Genomic DNA, 17,052 nt, shown 5'->3' with positions numbered 1-17,052 from the left:
TACTGGAATGAAGTGTACGGCTTTATGCTTAAGCGTACGGAAAACGAAACTGATGCTGAAGATATCGCTATTGAGACTTTTTCGAAAGCATTTGATAAAATCGCAACCTACAACCCCGAATTTCAATTTAATACCTGGTTGATTGCCATTGCCAAAAATGTACATATTGACATGCTTCGCAAAAAGAAATCGAACGTTTTTGTCCAGATTACAGATGAAGAAGACCAGCAGGCGTATAATGTGGCGGATACGTCACCTTCAATAGAAGATGCCTTGATAACCGAACAAAACCTGTCCCGTTTATTACAGTTCATCAAGGAATTGAAACCGCATTATCAGGAAGTTATTCAACTTAGGTATTTTCAGGAAATGAGTTACCAGGAAATTGCCGAACAGCTCAATGAGCCTTTGAGCAATGTTAAAATAAAATTGCTTCGAGCCAAAAAACTCCTGGCGGAAATCATCGAAAGCAAAAAATAATCTACATCAACCTGCCCACTTTTAATATCAGGTGGCGGCTGCAACCTACCCTGTTTCAAAAATTCTGCAATAGTAATACAGCAATATTTTTATGTTTTTATGAAAATAATTCAGTAATTACATACTATTTAATACTTTTCTTCGTTATACAATATAAACCTCCGCTTATGTAACATAGGTACTTAACTTAAAACCATTTAACCATGTCAAACGTTAGTATTTATGAAAAAAACTGGATAGATCTAGTTTTCGAAGACAAAAACAAAGCTTATGGCGCGTATCAGTTACGCCAGGAAAATCCCAGAATTACATTATTTGCCTTTTTCGGGGGCATTCTTTTTCTTTTTTCTCTGTTGAGTATTGGCATCCTTTTAACTTCTATTGACAAAATGTCAACCGACGTTCCATTAATTCCAATTGATGATCCAATTACACCTGTTAATTTAGGCCAATTGCCTGAACCAAAACCAAAACATTCACAACCAAGTCATCCAAGTCCCGCTGAGCCCACACCTAACCTTTCCCATTTGGTTGTAGCGGCTACTCCACTTGCAGTGGACGTTCCAACAAACGACAATTTTACAACGAATCAGAATACAACTCCAGGAGTTGGATCTGACATACCAAGTAAGGGTAATGAAGGTCCGGCCGTAACCGTTGCGCTTCCAATTATTGAAAAAGGCCCCGTATCACCAAGCGAATTAGATCGCCTTCCCGAATATCCTGGTGGGATAAAAAAATTCTACGAATATGTAGGGAATAATTTTGAAAAACCCGATGTTGGTGAAAGCATGGATGCCATTAGTGTGATTATGTCTTTTGTCATAGAAAAAGATGGCTCAATGAGTTCTATTAAAGTACTTAGAAGCTCCGATAAAAATATGGAAAGAGAAGCTATTCGCGTATTGAAATCACTAAGAATAAAATGGTCACCAGGTTATAAAGACGGAGATAAAATGAGAACGCTATATACACTTCCGATTAAAGTGGCGCTTTAGAAAATTAAGGTTAGTATTTTTCTCTTTTTTGCCCTTGAACCTGATCGGTATTAAAAAACCTGTCAGGTTTATATTTTTTGATAACTAATTAAAACTTTAAGAAACTAAGGTTTTTATTTTGACCAAATATCGGTATTATTGCAATTATGAAGATTGCCCAAATTACTTTCCTTTTATCAACGTTATTGTACTTTTCCATTCCGAAAACGGATCGGAATATTGTCGGTTCATCTCCGTGGGATTTCGAAGACAGCCTGCATGTAAATTCTCCGTTTCCTATAAAAATGGGAAAGGTTAGTGAAGCATACATTGCCGAAAAACGACATTATATCGATTCATTTTACAATAAAAATATCAATTCACCTTTTTACAGCGGCGGATTTATTGTCGTAAAAAATGGTCGTGTGCTTTACGAAGATTATAAAGGATATGCGAATGTCCGAACTGGTGAAAAAATTACTGCCTCTACTCCTATTCACCTCGCTTCAGTCAGTAAGGTTTTGACTTGTACCGCGATATTGAGATTGGTGCAGCAAGACAATATTATGCTGGATCAAAAAGTAACCGATTGGCTTCCCAAATTTCCTTATAAGGAAACTACGATAAGAACGTTACTCAATCATAGAAGTGGTTTGCAGCATTATGCAAACTTTCCCGGATTGATGAAAAAAAGATGGAACAAAAAGAAGCTACTTTCCAACCAGGATGTTTTGGATTTGCTTGCTCAAAATAAATTCAGGTTAAAAACTCCAAATGATACTCATTTTGATTATTGTAATACGAATTATGTAATCTTAGCTTTAATCATCGAAAAAGCAACCGGATTAAACTATCGTCAGGCCATGGACCAGTTGGTTTTCAAACCGTTGGGCATGACGAATACGTATGTTTTCAATTATGAAACGGATCGGGAAACCGCTTCCAAATCTTATAGGGGAAGCACCATTTTTCCTTGGGATCAGTTCGATGCTTTGTATGGCGATAAAAATATTTATTCTACACCAAGAGATTTAGTAAAGTTTGATTTGGGAACCTATTCGCCTAATTTTATCAAACCTGAACTTTTGCAGGAAGCCTATTTTGGTTACAGTGCGGGCAATGTTTCAAATCCAATCAAAGATTATGGTTTGGGAATGCGTATGCGTTTTTTACCGCCAAATAAAGAAAAAATGATTTATCACAACGGTTGGTGGCATGGCAACAATACCTCATTTGTACCTGTGAAAAAAGATACTGTTACTGTTGTGTGTTTAGGAAATAAATATTCAAATAGGCCATATTCTACTTTGAGTATGGTAAGCAGTCTTTTTTATAAAAAGAAAACAGAAATTGAAACTCCGGTTCCAACCGAACAGGAACTTCAGGAACTTCTTGGGCAATAGCTATTCCTTGACCAAATAAATTCCGTCGTCTTTAATCTCGATAAGTTTGTCTTTGTAGAGTGAACCAACGGCTTTCTTGAAGGTTTTTTTACTCATCTTTAATACCGTTTTTATATCTTCCGGATGACTGTTGTCGTTCAATCGTAAAAATCCCCTGCTCGCCCTTAATTCGTCCAGAATTTTCTCCGCGTTGGGTTCAATATTTTGATATCCTAATTTTTGCAATGAAACATCTATTTTATTATCAGGGCGAATAGCTTTTATATAACCACTCATTCTATCTCCGGTTCGGATATCATCGTATACTTGGTCTTTGTATAATAACCCTTTATGGATATCGTTGATGATTACATTAATGCCAACGTCTGTAATATGTGAAATGATTAAATCGACTTCGTCGCCGACAGTAACCGTCAAATTTTCATTGTTCAAAAACTGATTGGTTTTGCTTGAAGCTACGATTCGGTTTGTCTTTTCATCAATGTAAGCAAAGACTAAATATCGCTTTCCTTTTTCCATAGGCCTCGCCTGTTCTTTAAAAGGAACAAGAATGTCTTTCTCCAAACCCCAATCTAAAAAAGCGCCAATATTATTAACATAATTCACACGAAGCAATCCGAATTCATCCATCAGTATATAAGGTTCCAAGGTTGTGGCCACGGGTCTTTCTTCATGGTCGAGATAGACAAAAACAATCAACTCATCACCAATAGCATAATCCTTCGGAACATATTTAACAGGCAGCAAGACATCGTCTTTTCCATCGGTTAAAAAAAGTCCAACTTTAGTTTCCCTATCAATTTTGAGTGTATTATAATGCCCTATATTCATCGTGTATGCTTGTCGATTTTGCATGCAAAGATAAGGAAATTAGAAGTTTGAATTTGCATTTTAAAATATGTAGTTTTGTCAATGTAACAAAACCCGCGCTTTTTGTACTAACGAAACTATGAGTGACAACTTAGAACCCTTATTTGTAAAACAGTTAAAGGACAATCAAAACATTATCCATAAGATATGTAGGTTGTATACCAATGATGAAGATGCACATAAAGATTTGTTTCAGGAAATTACCATTCAGCTATGGAAAGCATTCCCGAAATTTAGAGGTGAATCTAAATTCTCAACCTGGGCTTATCGTGTGGCACTTAACACCGCCATTACGCTCTATAGAAAAAGCACCCGATCTGTTGCTACCACTAGCTATGAAGGTCAAAAACATTTCTTATCACAAGAAGAATACAACTTTGAAGAAGAAGAACAAATCAAGTTGATGTATCAGGCGGTACAGCAACTGAATGATATTGAAAAAGCACTTGTGTTTCTGTATTTGGAAGACAAAAATTATACTGAAATATCCGAAACACTCGGTATTAGCGAAGTAAATGCCCGAGTAAAAATGAACCGAATTAAAGGAAAATTAAAAAAAATATTAAATCCCTAAGGATTATGGAAGAGTTGGATTTATTAAAAAAAGCGTGGCAAAAAGACAGCCATTCATTCGAACAAGTTTCTGAAGGTGAAATTTATAAAATGCTGCATAAGAACTCATCATCTATTGTAAAATGGATTCTGATAATTAGCATCATTGAGGTTTTATTTTGGACAGCGATAAGTGTTATTTACAACACTGATGAATATATGAAAAAACTTCATGCTGAAAATATGATAGTGTATTTCAAAGCCTTGAATTTTATTAACTATGCTGTGATTCTGTTTTTTATCTACAGTTTTTATAAAAACTATATCAAGATTTCAACCACAGTCTCAACCAAACAATTGATGAAGGATATCTTAAGAACCCGAAAAACAGTGAAATATTATGTTTGGTATAACTTGGCGATGATTGTCGTAAGTCTTATTGCCGGTTTTATTATTGCTTTTGCCTATAATCCAAAAATGGAAATGCTAAAAGACAAAATAGCAAATGAAACCAATTATCATACTTTATGTTTTACAGTTGGCATAATGCTTTTGACTATTGCTGTTTTTGTTGGTTTGTTTTGGTTGTTTTACAGATTATTATACGGTATCTTACTCCGAAAACTGAATACTAATTACAAAGAATTAAAGAAAATAGATTTGTAAATGAAAGTCCCGAAAGGGACTTTTTATATTTCTAAAAAAGAAACCCCATTTTAATTCCACCCCATTTACTGTTGGCTCCAGTGGCAAACTCCTTCGTAATAGTTACGCGCGAATATTCAAAATAAAGCGTTCGGGTTTGCAATACAAGACCATAATTGAGTTGAGCGGTAAATCGTTCAACATCACTATCTGCAATGGTATATGGGCTTTTATGATTAAATAATCCTCCCTGCAATGTCGCATCATAACCAATAACATTTAATAACGGCTGTGCATAACCATATAACGCAACTCTTTTTTTAGCTTTCAATAATTTAAAAGGTGAATTTATGAATCCGAATGTAGTGTTGAAACCTAGTGATGCATTCGTAAACAAAGTGCCAAGACGCAAAGTAGAATTGGTTTGCAACGAAAATAAATTCCTGTAGCGCACCACCTGTTTTTCATAACTTAGTTCATAATTGAGTACAATATCATTTTTAATTTGATTTTGCCATCCTTCCGGAATAGTATTTCCGGTAGCTCTATGAATCGCAACCTGCATCTCCTTACCAAATGCACCCGGACCAATAAGTCCAATATTCAATACCGATACCAATCGGGAATTATGCAGCGTGTCCGTTGCTACGGCAAAACTTTTTAGCATAATTGAAGCGGCAAATGGCCTGTCGCCAAATTGAATATCCGGACTTTTAATATTATTGGGTGTAAATCCAATATGCTCAATCGAAATTCCATATTGAATTTCGCTGTGAAATGGTTTCAGTAATAAGTTGTTAATAGGATTGTGTCGTATTCCCGGCGATGCCAGCTCAAAATTATAGCCTTGGGTATAATCCTTGTCTTCGGAAGCAAAATAATCATTGTCATAATTGAATCGAAAATAACGCGGTGATTTTAAGTCGCGGAATGAAGCTGTGTTATCAATTTTCTGGGCAGAAAGGGAGAAAGCAAAAAGTAATAAAAGAAAAGGGAATAATCTTGATTTTTTCATACTTCCATCTACGGAAATAGAACGTGACGGGTTTTACATCTTTTGTAATAAAAAATCCCGAAACTAAGTCGGGATTTCTCTTTTTGATATTTCGTAAGCATTTAATACCTAACACAACGAACCGAAAGAGCTGATTTCTTTAGGATAGAACTTCTGGTCACAGAGTTGTTAAGATTAACATTCAAACTATAAGCTGTATTTGTATTTAACGAAGTAGCACTCCACCAAAAGGCAACATCACCTATACTATCAAATGGTTGATCTGGCGGTGCGTATGTGTGTGTTAAATAACCATATCCGCCAGGAAGCGCACTAAATCCAGCTTGATTTGTTGCTAACACAGCTGAAGTTGACCATAAATCTCCAATGTCTCTCATTTTAATTCCTGCAGCACTTGTTCCGCCTAAGAAAGTAGTTAATGATGACCATTCTACATCGGTTGGTATGTGCCAACCTGTTGGCGCTAATCCTCTTGGGTCATTAATAGCATACCAATTATATAATTTGCCATAAACAGGACCATTTGCAGTATCATTCTCATAGTAACACCATGCTCCGGTTGTCAAAGCATCCCAATCAGTCATATTAGTAACTTCGGGGATAACATCTCCATTTCTATATTTACTTACGTTCAGATTTTCCTGCATCCATTGTTTTCCATTAATTACAACAGTTGTATAATTATTTCCATCTATATCAATAACAGTTCCTCCATTAACATAAAGTTGATTTAATGTAGAAAAAACTAGCTGATCACCATAAGTTGTTCCACTTGAAGTTGTTCCAAAGGCTCTCACGTAATAGTTTGTATTGTGCGCAAGCGATGTTAATTGGCATGAAAAACCTCCTGTGGCAGGAATAATGTTTGCTCCTGCTATAAATGATCCATTAATCGTTGGATCTGGATTCAAACCATAACATATTCCATAAGCAGTAGTTGTTGAAACAAACGATGGACTAATAACCCCAAAAACATTAGCTGATTCGTGGCCAATACTAGCAACCGATTTTGTCTGTGCAGTAAAAACAGGCGCTACAATTACTTCACCGCCGCTTTCACTATTGCTGCTACAGCTTATAAATAGTAATGAAACCAAAGAAAAAATTAGGATTTTTTTCATGTTATTTAAATTTAATTGAAAGCAAATATAATAAAATTTGTAGTAAGTTACGGCAACATTTTTTTAGCTTTTTGGAATATCACAAATTAAAAAATCCAAACTTATGTTACCTCGTTTTTATCTACATGCCATTCCCTAAGCTTGTTCATTCGTTCCTGTTCTTCAATTTCTTCGACAGGAATTACTTTGAGAAATGAAGGATGTTGCTCAATGGCATATTCTATTTTTTCTACAATCTGCTCAATGGTTTCGTTTTCATAATCTATCACCAGTGGTTCTTTGATGATGAAGGATTGCAGGATATTTTTCTTTTTCATTCGCAAACCTTTTTTGTCAAACGAACGACGAAAACCATCAATCACAATCGGAACCACAACGGGTTTATATTGTTTGATAATGTGTGCCGTTCCTTTTCGTACCGGTTTAAAGGATTTGGTTGTGCCTTGCGGAAACGTAATTACCCAACCATCTTCGAGTGCAATTCTGATATTTTCAGTGTCATTTGGATTCACTTCGCGTTTTTCGTTTACGTCTTTTCCACCCGCACGCCATGTTCTTTCTACAGAAATAGAACCAACATACGACAGAATACGCGGTAATAAACCGGATTTCATAGTTTCACTAGCGGCAACATAATAAATATTCATCTTCGGTTGCCACAAATAGCATACGTTTTTAATGGTATCCTGTCTTCCCGAAAGACTGGCATTAAAAACATGGAACATAGCTACAACATCAGCAAAATAGGTCTGGTGATTTGAAATAAAGAGTACGTTTTTATCGGGTAAGGTTTTTATAATTTCGGAACCGTCAATTTTTAATTCGTTAAAACCTCTGTATCTTCTGTGGGTAATGGCACCAAAAATTCGGATTAACCATTTTTTGATAAAAAGTATATGGCCAAAAGGATTTCTCTTAAATAAACCCATAATTCAATTTTTATTAGGCACGTTCCCGAAGCTTCGGAATCGGGAGGCAAATCTATACAAAAAGTAATAATTTATAAAACCAATTTCAGTGTTTCTTTTAATTCACTCAGCATCATGGCAGTTGCTCCCCAAATGAAATGTTCTTCTATTTGGAACCCTGGTACTTCAATGCTACCTGCATAGGATGTCTTCATGGTATTGGTTACAATAATAGCATCATCCAAAAAGTCTTTTAGCGGCAACTCCACAATGCCAGCCACTTCATCTTCCTGCAATTCAAAAGATAATTCATCATGGCTGTAGCCAAAAAAAGGATAAACCATATAATTACTTGGTGGAATATAGACTTCGGTAAAGGCTCGAATTACGTTAATTATATTGGGGTGCACACCGATTTCCTCATGGGTTTCCCGTAATGCTGTCTGTTGTAAGTCAGAATCTTCCATTTCAACTTTTCCACCCGGAAAGGCAATCTGGGACGAGTGCACGCCGTTATAGGAAGCTCTGAGTATCAAAGCCAAATGGGTTTGCATTTTTTTTGGGTAAAAAAGCATCATTACGGCGGCTTTTTTGGGGTTGACTTTGCTGAAATCAATATTTTTGAGAAGTTCTTCCCTGTTTGGTGGAACCATTTTTTTATGAGCATTCATAGCTGGAAGCTCAACATTTAGTACTTTTGGCGCATATTTTAAGAACTCGTCGAAACGCATCTTGATTAGTTTAGGAATATAAAGTTACCTCAAAAATCAAATTATACAAATTTTACCCAATTAAAATGTACAGCAAACAAGAAGCCGCACTCATAAAAAAAGAATTCTGGACGGCATTTGCAACTGTATATCCCAGAAAGTGGTTGCTGTATGATACAAAAATTAAAGATGTAACTTTTAAGTTTTACATCGACAATAAAAAGGCTCAGGTGCTATTGGATATTGAACCCAAAGAAGCCGAAAAGCGAAAAATTTATTTTGAAAAAATAGAATCCTTAAAAACCATTCTGCTCGAAGAGTATCTTCCGGAAGCAATTTTGGAGCGGAATTTTTATCTCGAAAATGGCAAAATTATTAGTAGAATCTGGATAGAAAAATTAGGTGTCAGCCTGAATAATAAAAATAATTGGGCGGATATTTTTGCCTTCTTTAATGAGACGATGGCACAGTTTGAGCTTTTCTTCTACGAGTATGAAAACTATATTAAAGATTTAGAAATCAATATCTAACGTAAGATTACATCTTTTATAACTTCCTTACCGATTTCTTCGTTTATCATTTTGATAATTTTCTGTTTACCATAACTCAATTCCTCACGCAACACTGCTGAAGTCAATGAAACATAAAGTGTGGTTCCTTTTAAAACCACTTCTTTAGTATAACTGTTGACACCATTTCCCATAAGCAGTTTCCAGGCTTCCTGAACGTCAATTTTGTCCATGCCTGCCTGGAGTTTATTTTTTTCAATAAACTCTTTTAAAACATCGCCAATAGTGCCTTCATTACTTAATCGTCTTGCCATTATTTGAATGAGAATGGTTTAAATTTTTTATAGGTGTATTCTAAATTATCTTTGTTTTTTAAGACCAAAGTTGAGTCTTCAATGCTTATGATTTCTTCTTTCCATTTGCCAAATTTTGCATTGTATTCAATGAAGAAAGTATTGTCATTTTCTACCAATTTAATGTTTTCTTTTATGCCATTGGTTTGGAATTTTCCATCGAACTGTGGCATTACTTTTTGACGAAAACCGTGATTGTCCTTTAACTCAAAATAATCAATAGTTTCATTTACTTTATAATCCTTGGTTTTACCGGTTGAGAATTTAACCTGTTTGATTTCCCAATAGCCATTGAGCTTAGCAATGTCTTCCTGCTGCACATTAGAATGACACGAAATCAGTAGCAAAGCAAAAAAAAATATACTTATTTTTTTCATGGTTAAAATCAAATTGATGAATGACAAATTTAATTTTAAATTTACAAAGTCATAAAAAATGGTCTTAATATTATGAACATTAAACTATTTTATATCTTTAAAGTCCAAAGACAAATTTCTTCAAAATGAAAAAAATATACCTCCTTTATTTCTTTTTACTCTTCCTTTCTAATTGCAGTTCTGATTCGTCTTCAAATCCTGTTGTTGAAGAACAAATGTATTTTCCGCCAAATGATGGAAGCACAACTTGGGTAACCAAATCTATAGCGGATTTAAATTGGAAACAAAGCGCTGTGCAACCTTTATTAGATTATTTGGAACTAAAACATTCTAAATCATTTATCATTTTAGTTAATGGAAGAATTGTCATGGAAAATTATTTCAATGGACACAGTGCCACGACGCCTTGGTATTGGGCAAGTGCGGGAAAAACATTAACGGGAACCATGTCCGGAATTGCGCAACAGGATGGTTTTTTGAGCATCAACGATAAAGTTTCAGATTATATTGGAACGGGATGGACAAATGAAACTTTGGCAAAGGAAAATCTGATAACCAACAGGCATTTACTAACAATGACTTCCGGAATTGATGATTATGTAAATGGTGTTTACAGCGATGATGTTACGCCGTCAACCCTAAACTATAAAGCTGATGCCGGAACACGTTGGGCTTACAGCAATGTATATGTCAAATTGCAGGATGTTATTGCCGCTGCTTCGGGACAAACTTGGACTTCTTATTATAATACGGGTTTGCGAGATAAATTAGGTATGACCGGAACTTGGATTCAATCCGGGAATAATGTTGTGTATTGGAGTACAACAAGAAGCATGGCGCGTTTTGGATTGATGGCATTGAACAAAGGAAAATGGAATGGGACACAAATAGTTAACGAAACTTATTTAAATCAGGCTACAACCACATCACAAAATATTAATCTTTCATATGGTTATTTATGGTGGCTGAATGGCAAAGCGAGTTATCATTTACCACAAAGTCAGTTAGAACTCAATGGAAGTATTATTCCAACAGCGCCAATCGATATGTTTATGGCGTTGGGGAAAAATGACCAGAAAATTTATGTTATTCCGAGTAAAAAAATGGTAGTTATCAGGATGGGAGATGCCGCTGACAGCCAAAACCTAGCATTGTCGGATTTTGACGAAACGCTTTGGACAAAAATTAGTGCTTTATATCAGTAATTATTTTCTGCTGATATATCTGATTACGGCGTAAACGAATAATAAAAAAGAAAACAATCGCAAGCCAAGGAAAATACTTGGCAATGGCTTTTCAATAAATACAGTCAGCACAGCAATTCCAATGCTAATAGCTACTAGTTTTAAAAAGGATGATTCCTTAAAAAAAGATACAACTTTCTCCATAATATTTTATTTAAAAAACGAATCTACAAATTCAAATTTATTAAAAACCTGCAAGTCTTCAATACCTTCACCTACTCCAATATATTTTACCGGTATTTGAAACTGGTCTGAAATTCCTATAACAACGCCGCCTTTGGCTGTTCCGTCTAGTTTAGTAACCGCAAGGCACGAAACTTCAGTCGCTGCAGTAAATTGAGTCGCTTGTTCAAAAGCATTTTGTCCCGTAGAGCCATCCAAAACCAATAACACATCATGTGGGGCGTCATCAAGCACTTTTTGCATTACGCGTTTTACTTTGGTTAGTTCATTCATCAAATTTACTTTGTTGTGCAAACGACCGGCAGTATCTATAATGACAACATCGGCATTTTGGGTAACCGCGCTTTGTAATGTATCAAAAGCAACCGAAGCAGGATCACTTCCCATTTGTTGTTTTACAATTGGTACACCTACTCTATCAGCCCAAATCTGCAATTGGTCAATCGCTGCAGCACGAAACGTATCGGCAGCGCCAAGAACAACTTTATAACCTGATTTTTTTAATTGGTACGCCAACTTTCCAATTGTAGTCGTTTTTCCAACACCATTAACACCAACAACCATGATAACATATGGTTTTTTATTGGCGGGAATGGTAAACTCTGTTTCTTCTCCCGATTTGGTTTCCGATAAAAGTCCGGCAATTTCTTCGCGAAGAATTAGATTCAGTTCATCTGTTCCCATGTACTTATCATTGGAAACACGTTCTTCAATTCGCTTTATGATTTTTAGGGTAGTAGTAACACCGACATCTGAAGAAACCAACACTTCCTCAAGGTTGTCCAGAACTTCATCATCAACTTTTGATTTTCCAGCTACAGCTTTAGTTAGTTTTGAAAAAAAAGTGGTTTTAGTTTGTTCAAGACCTTTGTCTAGCGTTTCTTTTTTTTCGGAGGAAAATATTCTTTTGAAAAAACTCATTGTTTAGGGAAAATTTTGGACAAATATAAAAATAAAAAAGCTACTCCCGAACGAAAGTAGCTTAGATATAGAGTTGTTTTGAATTATTTCTTTTTTAAGAAACTATCCACTTCTTCTGGTGACATAATGCTTTCAACGAATGTGTAAGCTCCAGTTTTTGGAGATTTTACCATTTTGATAGCTTTTGATAATCTTTTAGAAGCTGTTTGCAGGGTTGCTACGGTTTTCTTTGCCATGATTCAAATAGTATTTGAAAATTATTTAATCTCTTTGTGAACAGTCATTTTCTTTAAGATTGGATTAAATTTTTTAATCTCTAATCTGTCCGGAGTATTTTTTTTGTTTTTGTTTGTAATGTAACGGGACGTTCCTGGAAGACCAGTTCCTTTATGTTCAGTACATTCTAAAATTACTTGTATTCTATTACCTTTCTTTGCCATCTTACTTTATTTTTACTGGTATGGAATTATTTAATAAATCCTTCAACTTTTGCTTTTTTCAAAACAGCAGCCAATCCATTTTTGTTGATTGTTTTAATTGTAGACGCAGCTACTCTTAGAGTAATCCATCTGTCTTCTTCAGCAAGATAGAAACGTTTTTTAACTAAGTTTACAGAAAATTTTCTCTTAGTTTTGTTCATAGCGTGAGAAACATTATTTCCTACCATCGCTCTTTTACCTGTAAGGTCACAAACTCTTGACATTATGCTTATCTTTTATCGTTATTCAATTCGAGGGTGCAAACTTATGAAAAATATATGGTAGAAGCAAAATTATTATTGCAGATTTTTTAAAATTTCTTTCTGCATTATTTCCAATGCTTTATTTGCCGTTCTATCTATCACTTTTTCACGTGGTTGTCCAAAATTAAATTCTTCAACAAAAAAGCTTGTAGGTGTTGCCAATGCAATAAAAACAGTTCCAACTTCTGCATCAGCGTCACCTTTCGTTGGTCCGGCGTTTCCTGTTGTAGCAATGGCGTAATCTGTTTTCATTAATTTTTGAATTCCTAATGCCATTTCCTCCGCAACTTCTGCACTTACAACAGAAAACTTTTCAATAGTTTTAGGATTAACATCAAGCACAGAAATTTTAGTTTCCGTTGCATAACTTACCACGCTTCCGCGAAAATAATCAGAAGCACCGGAAGCTGATGTGAGCATTTGGGCAATTTTTCCGCCTGTACAACTTTCAGCAGTTGCTATTGTTTTGCCTTGTTGACGAAGCAATCTTCCAATAATAACTTCTATGGTTTCATCTTCATCAAAACCAACGATAATATCTCCTATGATTTTCGTTAATGACTGTACATTTTCCCCAATGGTTTTTTCTAAAACTTCTTTATTTTCGCCACGAGCCGTTAACCGTAAACGTACTCTTCCTGGATTTGGCAGATAAGCCAATTTGATAAATTGTGGTAAATTATTTTCCCAGCTTTCCAATCGCTCCGCTATTAGGCTTTCGCCCTGGCCATAAGTAAGTATGGTTTTATGGATAATGTAAGGGCGTTTGTATTCGGTGACAATCTTTGGAATGATTTCGTTTTCGATTATGTATTTCATTTCATATGGAACTCCGGGCAACGAAATATAAACCGTGTTTTCCTTCTTCATCCACATTCCCGGTGCTGTTCCCATTTTGTTGAAGAGCACTTCACATTTAGACGGAACAAGAGCCTGGTCTTTGTTCAATTGTGTAATTGGACGTTTATAAAACCCTTCAATCATTTCAGTAACATGAGCTAAAACAGCTTGATTAACAACTAAAGCATCGTCAAAATATTCACAAAAAGCATGTTTGGTAATATCATCTTTTGTTGGTCCGAGACCGCCTGTGATGATAACAAAATCGACTTGGTTTTGAAGTGCCGAAAATGTTTTTAGAATGTGCTGCTTATCATCCGATATGGAAAGCATTTCGGTAGTCTGAACACCAATTTTGTCCAATGCTTTTGCAATATAACCCGAATTGGTATCGACAATTTGTCCGATCAGGATTTCGTCACCGATAGTAACAATAGTCGCCTTCATGAAGTTTTTTTTTGTTTACAGAAAGAATGTTGAAACCTGTTAGCCCCGATTGTAATGGCATCCTCGCTGGAAGCGAGATAGAATGAAAAGCGGGAACTGCCATTACTGATAACTCCCGAACCAATCGCTCCTTATCTACAATTCGAAATCTTTTTTGATTTCTTTTACTGCTTTTTCTACTTGACTTTCGATACTTGCAAAAGTATCAACGATTTCTTTGCGTTTGCCTTCCGCCTTTGTCCACGCTTCTACTTGCAGGATTTCTTCAAATGCCACAGTCATTCCCATTAAATCCAAGCTTGGTTTGATTTTGTGGGCATAGCTGTAAGCCAATTTGTGGTCTTTTGTTTTGATGCCTAAATCGATTTGTTTTAAGTCTTCAGGAACTTCTGTAACAAACAGGGTTATGATTTGCATTACGAATTCAGGATCATTGTCTGAAAGCGCGTAAACTTTTGCTAGGTTATAATTTATTGCCATTATTTTATATGTAATCTTAGTACTTTTTTGTTTTCTATAAATCCTTCAAGAATATCGTTTGGTGACACTTTGGCAACGCCTTCGGGTGTCCCGGTAAAAATAATATCGCCTTTTTTAAGCGTAAAAAAATGCGAAATGTGTGAAATTATTTCGTCTATTTTCCACAGCATATGACTTGTATTGCCTTTCTGAACAGTTATGCCATTATTCTGCAATTCAAAAGTAATATTTTCTGTTGAATTAAATTGATTTTTTGGATGAAAGTCACTTATCATCGCTGAACCATCAAAAGCTTTTGCTTTTTCCCACGGTAAACCTTTTTCTTTCAACTTGTTCTGAACATCTCTTGCCGTAAAATCGATTCCCAAGCCTATTTCATCATAGTATTTATGGGCAAACTTGGTGTCGATATACTTTCCGACTTTTGATATTTTTACCAAAATTTCCACTTCGTGATGAACGTCGTTACTGAATTCGGGAATGGTAAAAGGCGTTTTCTTAGGCAAAATAGCGGTGTCGGGTTTCATGAAAATAACTGGTTCATCCGGACGCTCGTTACCGAGTTCCGCAATGTGATTGACATAATTTCTTCCGATGCAGATTATTTTCATTTTCTGATTTCTGTTACCTGTTACCTGTTATCTGTTTTGTAATTTATAATAGTACCGAAAACTGACAACCGAAACTATTTTGTATTTAATTTCCTTAACTTAATTGCTGTCAAAACTTTCTTGGTATACAAAGGAAAGTCAGCGTTTTGTATCCAACCAAAATAACCTGGTTCTTTATCTAAAACCTCATCAACCAAGGCGCCTTTATGTTTTCCGAAAGTGAAGATTTCTTGCCCTTCCGGATTAAACGCAATGAATCCGGCAAAATCAACTGATTTTTTTCGGGTTGTAAATTCAGAAAGTGTTTTCATATCGTTTTCCAAATCTTTGTATCTGTCAAGTTGTGCTTTTAAAATTTCGTAAGTCGCCATTGTATCCGCTTCCGCACTATGAGCATTTTCCAGACTTTGATTGCAATAAAACTTATAAGCAGCGCTCAATGTTCTTTCTTCTTTTTTGTGAAAGATGGTTTGTATATCAACAGAAACTCTGTTTTTCATATCAAAATCAACTTCGGCACGTAGTAATTCTTCTGCTAAAAGTGGAATATCAAACCGGTCTGAATTAAATCCAGCCAAATCGGAATCCTTAATCATTGCATAGATTTGCCCCGCAAGTTCCTTAAACGTTGGTTCGTTGGCTATTTTTTCATTCGTAATTCCATGCACAGCGGTAGCAAATGAAGGAATTGGAATAGTTGGATTCACCAGCCAGGTTTTGCTTTCTTTGTTTCCGTTGGGAAATACTTTAAATACTGAGATTTCTACTATCCTGTCTTTGGCAACCTCAATACCTGTAGTTTCCAAATCAAAAAAACAAATAGGCCGCGTGAGTTTTAATTCCATTGTAAAAAGTTAGTCGACAAATATAAAATATTGCCCTTACCGTTGGTCGATTATTTACTTTTTTTATATAAAAAAATCCCAATTTTTTAGCTCGGGATTGAATAGCAGTACTATACTGAGAAACTATTTTATTTAATTAAACAATATTCATTACTTTTTTAAATTTGAAATGTCTTCCTCTATTTTCTTAACTTCAAGTTGTTTTTTTGTAATCTTAACTTCAAATTCACTACTTTCAACTGCAGTCAATTTTCCTTTATTTTTTTCATTTTCAAATTTCTCCTGAAGTTTAATTAAATCTTTGTTTGCATTTATTAATTTTTGATTTAGTTTTATTTCAGTTTTCCTGGCATCGTTCAGTTTATCATTATTATTTGCAATTATTCTGTTTTCCTTTTGAACTTGCTTTTGTTCTTTTTTAAGTCTTTTTTGGGTTTTTGCTAATTCTCTTCGCTCATCAGTTACTCTGTCATCAATTCTTTTTTGATCTTTAACGATTTCTTTTTGATCGTGAATGTCCGATTTGAGTTGTGATTTTTTTTCGTCATTTGCAACTTTGCTCGATTCGATTTTTGCCTGAGCAGAATCTACTACAATTGTAGTCTTTATTTCTTGCGCAAATGAAATACAAAATGTTAATAAGAAAAGTACACAGATAGCTAGTTTTTTCATAATGATTAAACCCGTTGGGTGTAATTATTTAAAGTAAAAATAAATTGATTAAATATTGGTCAAGATACTGAAATTCAGTATCTTGAAGTCGCAAAACAAACCAATATTCATGTCAAATATAGTTAAAAATTATTTAAGAGTTTTAGA

At 35.1% G+C, this 17,052-nt stretch carries 24 protein-coding genes; 7 read left to right on the top strand and 17 right to left on the bottom strand.

All coding sequences use genetic code 11. The features are described 5' to 3' along the window. From Q0Q99_RS02835 to Q0Q99_RS02825, 3 genes are all read left to right on the top strand, one after another. Nucleotides 1–480: sigma-70 family RNA polymerase sigma factor (locus Q0Q99_RS02835; protein WP_293891134.1), on the top strand; the 480-nt coding region annotated here is incomplete at its 5' end. A 203-nt stretch (nt 481–683) separates the two neighbouring features. Then, entirely contained in the window at nt 684–1,478 is a 795-nt protein-coding gene (locus tag Q0Q99_RS02830; protein WP_293891131.1) for an energy transducer TonB, read from the top strand. Nucleotides 1,479–1,624: 146 nt separating this feature from the next. Then, complete coding sequence (locus Q0Q99_RS02825; protein ID WP_293891128.1) at nt 1,625–2,860, top strand: serine hydrolase; 1,236 nt, start codon at nt 1,625–1,627, stop codon at nt 2,858–2,860. On the opposite strand, the gene Q0Q99_RS02820 is transcribed toward Q0Q99_RS02825, so the two are convergent. Beyond that, complete coding sequence (locus Q0Q99_RS02820) at nt 2,861–3,715, bottom strand: S1-like domain-containing RNA-binding protein (protein ID WP_293891125.1); 855 nt, start codon at nt 3,713–3,715, stop codon at nt 2,861–2,863. A gap of 94 nt (nt 3,716–3,809) precedes the next feature. Here Q0Q99_RS02820 and Q0Q99_RS02815 point away from each other — a divergent pair, with 94 nt between their 5' ends. Both Q0Q99_RS02815 and Q0Q99_RS02810 read left to right on the top strand, forming a co-directional pair. After that, on the top strand, nt 3,810–4,304 hold the full coding sequence (locus Q0Q99_RS02815; RefSeq protein WP_293891122.1) for a sigma-70 family RNA polymerase sigma factor: 495 nt from the start codon (nt 3,810–3,812) through the stop codon (nt 4,302–4,304). A 5-nt stretch (nt 4,305–4,309) separates the two neighbouring features. Further along, complete coding sequence (locus Q0Q99_RS02810; RefSeq protein WP_293891119.1) at nt 4,310–4,948, top strand: hypothetical protein; 639 nt, start codon at nt 4,310–4,312, stop codon at nt 4,946–4,948. A gap of 31 nt (nt 4,949–4,979) precedes the next feature. Here the strand turns inward: Q0Q99_RS02810 and Q0Q99_RS02805 are convergent, their stop codons facing one another. From Q0Q99_RS02805 to Q0Q99_RS02790, 4 genes are all read right to left on the bottom strand, one after another. After that, nucleotides 4,980–5,942 carry a lipid A deacylase LpxR family protein gene (locus Q0Q99_RS02805; protein WP_293891116.1) on the bottom strand — a complete coding sequence of 321 codons (963 nt, stop codon included), beginning with the start codon at nt 5,940–5,942 and terminating at the stop codon, nt 4,980–4,982. A 101-nt stretch (nt 5,943–6,043) separates the two neighbouring features. Beyond that, complete coding sequence (locus Q0Q99_RS02800; RefSeq protein WP_293891113.1) at nt 6,044–7,063, bottom strand: fibrobacter succinogenes major paralogous domain-containing protein; 1,020 nt, start codon at nt 7,061–7,063, stop codon at nt 6,044–6,046. Between the two features lie 101 nt (nt 7,064–7,164). Next, complete coding sequence (locus Q0Q99_RS02795; protein ID WP_293891110.1) at nt 7,165–7,992, bottom strand: 1-acyl-sn-glycerol-3-phosphate acyltransferase; 828 nt, start codon at nt 7,990–7,992, stop codon at nt 7,165–7,167. A 71-nt stretch (nt 7,993–8,063) separates the two neighbouring features. Beyond that, nucleotides 8,064–8,702 (bottom strand): CoA pyrophosphatase, encoded by a 639-nt coding sequence (locus tag Q0Q99_RS02790; protein ID WP_293891107.1) that lies wholly within the window; start codon nt 8,700–8,702, stop codon nt 8,064–8,066. Between the two features lie 65 nt (nt 8,703–8,767). Here Q0Q99_RS02790 and Q0Q99_RS02785 point away from each other — a divergent pair, with 65 nt between their 5' ends. After that, nucleotides 8,768–9,211, top strand: a complete 444-nt coding sequence (locus tag Q0Q99_RS02785; RefSeq protein WP_293891104.1) for a DUF4268 domain-containing protein — start codon at nt 8,768–8,770, stop codon at nt 9,209–9,211. On the opposite strand, the gene Q0Q99_RS02780 is transcribed toward Q0Q99_RS02785, so the two are convergent. Beyond that, the gene (locus Q0Q99_RS02780) at nt 9,208–9,504 is read right to left on the bottom strand and encodes a DUF721 domain-containing protein (RefSeq protein WP_293891101.1); all 297 of its coding nucleotides are present in this window, start codon (nt 9,502–9,504) and stop codon (nt 9,208–9,210) included. The two genes, Q0Q99_RS02785 and Q0Q99_RS02780, sit on opposite strands and share 4 nt — an antisense overlap. Beyond that, nucleotides 9,504–9,920: a lipocalin family protein gene (locus Q0Q99_RS02775; protein ID WP_293891098.1), complete on the bottom strand. Its 417-nt coding sequence runs from the start codon at nt 9,918–9,920 to the stop codon at nt 9,504–9,506. Before Q0Q99_RS02775 ends, Q0Q99_RS02780 begins: the two co-directional genes overlap by 1 nt. Nucleotides 9,921–10,045: 125 nt before the next feature. Here Q0Q99_RS02775 and Q0Q99_RS02770 point away from each other — a divergent pair, with 125 nt between their 5' ends. Then, nucleotides 10,046–11,125, top strand: a complete 1,080-nt coding sequence (locus tag Q0Q99_RS02770; protein WP_293891095.1) for a serine hydrolase — start codon at nt 10,046–10,048, stop codon at nt 11,123–11,125. On the opposite strand, the gene Q0Q99_RS02765 is transcribed toward Q0Q99_RS02770, so the two are convergent. The 10 genes from Q0Q99_RS02765 to Q0Q99_RS02720 form a co-directional block, all read right to left on the bottom strand. Then, nucleotides 11,126–11,308 (bottom strand): hypothetical protein, encoded by a 183-nt coding sequence (locus Q0Q99_RS02765; protein WP_293891092.1) that lies wholly within the window; start codon nt 11,306–11,308, stop codon nt 11,126–11,128. Nucleotides 11,309–11,314: 6 nt separating this feature from the next. Then, entirely contained in the window at nt 11,315–12,268 is a 954-nt protein-coding gene (ftsY, locus tag Q0Q99_RS02760) for a signal recognition particle-docking protein FtsY (RefSeq protein WP_293891089.1), read from the bottom strand. 83 nt (nt 12,269–12,351) lie between these two features. Then, nucleotides 12,352–12,504, bottom strand: a complete 153-nt coding sequence (locus Q0Q99_RS02755) for a DUF4295 domain-containing protein (RefSeq protein WP_293891086.1) — start codon at nt 12,502–12,504, stop codon at nt 12,352–12,354. Nucleotides 12,505–12,525: 21 nt separating this feature from the next. Then, entirely contained in the window at nt 12,526–12,708 is a 183-nt protein-coding gene (gene rpmG / locus Q0Q99_RS02750) for a 50S ribosomal protein L33 (RefSeq protein WP_293891083.1), read from the bottom strand. Nucleotides 12,709–12,734: 26 nt separating this feature from the next. Continuing rightward, the gene (gene rpmB, locus Q0Q99_RS02745) at nt 12,735–12,971 is read right to left on the bottom strand and encodes a 50S ribosomal protein L28 (protein WP_121313180.1); all 237 of its coding nucleotides are present in this window, start codon (nt 12,969–12,971) and stop codon (nt 12,735–12,737) included. A gap of 72 nt (nt 12,972–13,043) precedes the next feature. Next, nucleotides 13,044–14,297, bottom strand: a complete 1,254-nt coding sequence (locus Q0Q99_RS02740) for a CinA family nicotinamide mononucleotide deamidase-related protein (protein ID WP_293891080.1) — start codon at nt 14,295–14,297, stop codon at nt 13,044–13,046. A gap of 135 nt (nt 14,298–14,432) precedes the next feature. Further along, complete coding sequence (locus Q0Q99_RS02735; protein WP_293891077.1) at nt 14,433–14,777, bottom strand: Hpt domain-containing protein; 345 nt, start codon at nt 14,775–14,777, stop codon at nt 14,433–14,435. Continuing rightward, the gene (locus Q0Q99_RS02730; protein ID WP_293891074.1) at nt 14,777–15,388 is read right to left on the bottom strand and encodes a fumarylacetoacetate hydrolase family protein; all 612 of its coding nucleotides are present in this window, start codon (nt 15,386–15,388) and stop codon (nt 14,777–14,779) included. Before Q0Q99_RS02730 ends, Q0Q99_RS02735 begins: the two co-directional genes overlap by 1 nt. 74 nt (nt 15,389–15,462) lie before the next feature. Beyond that, nucleotides 15,463–16,233 carry a 3'-5' exonuclease gene (locus Q0Q99_RS02725; protein ID WP_293891071.1) on the bottom strand — a complete coding sequence of 257 codons (771 nt, stop codon included), beginning with the start codon at nt 16,231–16,233 and terminating at the stop codon, nt 15,463–15,465. A 150-nt stretch (nt 16,234–16,383) separates the two neighbouring features. After that, entirely contained in the window at nt 16,384–16,905 is a 522-nt protein-coding gene (locus Q0Q99_RS02720) for a hypothetical protein (protein WP_293891068.1), read from the bottom strand. Nucleotides 16,906–17,052: the final 147 nt, after the last annotated feature.

This window comes from Flavobacterium sp., assembly GCF_025352425.1.
In the GTDB taxonomy this organism is placed as follows: domain Bacteria; phylum Bacteroidota; class Bacteroidia; order Flavobacteriales; family Flavobacteriaceae; genus Flavobacterium.
The sequence above is the reverse complement of the archived record's forward strand: the minus strand, read 5'-3'. Positions and strand labels throughout refer to the sequence as shown.

What these genes read in the sequence shown, in the direction of transcription:
- Q0Q99_RS02830 (WP_293891131.1), top strand. Translation starts at nt 684, where the DNA reads ATGTCAAACGTTAGTATTTATGAAAAAAACTGGATAGATCTAGTTTTC.
- Q0Q99_RS02825 (WP_293891128.1), top strand. Translation starts at nt 1,625, where the DNA reads ATGAAGATTGCCCAAATTACTTTCCTTTTATCAACGTTATTGTACTTT.
- Q0Q99_RS02820 (WP_293891125.1), bottom strand. Translation starts at nt 3,715, where the DNA reads ATGCAAAATCGACAAGCATACACGATGAATATAGGGCATTATAATACA.
- Q0Q99_RS02815 (WP_293891122.1), top strand. Translation starts at nt 3,810, where the DNA reads ATGAGTGACAACTTAGAACCCTTATTTGTAAAACAGTTAAAGGACAAT.
- Q0Q99_RS02810 (WP_293891119.1), top strand. Translation starts at nt 4,310, where the DNA reads ATGGAAGAGTTGGATTTATTAAAAAAAGCGTGGCAAAAAGACAGCCAT.
- Q0Q99_RS02805 (WP_293891116.1), bottom strand. Translation starts at nt 5,942, where the DNA reads ATGAAAAAATCAAGATTATTCCCTTTTCTTTTATTACTTTTTGCTTTC.
- Q0Q99_RS02800 (WP_293891113.1), bottom strand. Translation starts at nt 7,063, where the DNA reads ATGAAAAAAATCCTAATTTTTTCTTTGGTTTCATTACTATTTATAAGC.
- Q0Q99_RS02795 (WP_293891110.1), bottom strand. Translation starts at nt 7,992, where the DNA reads ATGGGTTTATTTAAGAGAAATCCTTTTGGCCATATACTTTTTATCAAA.
- Q0Q99_RS02790 (WP_293891107.1), bottom strand. Translation starts at nt 8,702, where the DNA reads ATGCGTTTCGACGAGTTCTTAAAATATGCGCCAAAAGTACTAAATGTT.
- Q0Q99_RS02785 (WP_293891104.1), top strand. Translation starts at nt 8,768, where the DNA reads ATGTACAGCAAACAAGAAGCCGCACTCATAAAAAAAGAATTCTGGACG.
- Q0Q99_RS02780 (WP_293891101.1), bottom strand. Translation starts at nt 9,504, where the DNA reads ATGGCAAGACGATTAAGTAATGAAGGCACTATTGGCGATGTTTTAAAA.
- Q0Q99_RS02775 (WP_293891098.1), bottom strand. Translation starts at nt 9,920, where the DNA reads ATGAAAAAAATAAGTATATTTTTTTTTGCTTTGCTACTGATTTCGTGT.
- Q0Q99_RS02770 (WP_293891095.1), top strand. Translation starts at nt 10,046, where the DNA reads ATGAAAAAAATATACCTCCTTTATTTCTTTTTACTCTTCCTTTCTAAT.
- Q0Q99_RS02765 (WP_293891092.1), bottom strand. Translation starts at nt 11,308, where the DNA reads ATGGAGAAAGTTGTATCTTTTTTTAAGGAATCATCCTTTTTAAAACTA.
- ftsY (WP_293891089.1), bottom strand. Translation starts at nt 12,268, where the DNA reads ATGAGTTTTTTCAAAAGAATATTTTCCTCCGAAAAAAAAGAAACGCTA.
- Q0Q99_RS02755 (WP_293891086.1), bottom strand. Translation starts at nt 12,504, where the DNA reads ATGGCAAAGAAAACCGTAGCAACCCTGCAAACAGCTTCTAAAAGATTA.
- rpmG (WP_293891083.1), bottom strand. Translation starts at nt 12,708, where the DNA reads ATGGCAAAGAAAGGTAATAGAATACAAGTAATTTTAGAATGTACTGAA.
- rpmB (WP_121313180.1), bottom strand. Translation starts at nt 12,971, where the DNA reads ATGTCAAGAGTTTGTGACCTTACAGGTAAAAGAGCGATGGTAGGAAAT.
- Q0Q99_RS02740 (WP_293891080.1), bottom strand. Translation starts at nt 14,297, where the DNA reads ATGAAGGCGACTATTGTTACTATCGGTGACGAAATCCTGATCGGACAA.
- Q0Q99_RS02735 (WP_293891077.1), bottom strand. Translation starts at nt 14,777, where the DNA reads ATGGCAATAAATTATAACCTAGCAAAAGTTTACGCGCTTTCAGACAAT.
- Q0Q99_RS02730 (WP_293891074.1), bottom strand. Translation starts at nt 15,388, where the DNA reads ATGAAAATAATCTGCATCGGAAGAAATTATGTCAATCACATTGCGGAA.
- Q0Q99_RS02725 (WP_293891071.1), bottom strand. Translation starts at nt 16,233, where the DNA reads ATGGAATTAAAACTCACGCGGCCTATTTGTTTTTTTGATTTGGAAACT.
- Q0Q99_RS02720 (WP_293891068.1), bottom strand. Translation starts at nt 16,905, where the DNA reads ATGAAAAAACTAGCTATCTGTGTACTTTTCTTATTAACATTTTGTATT.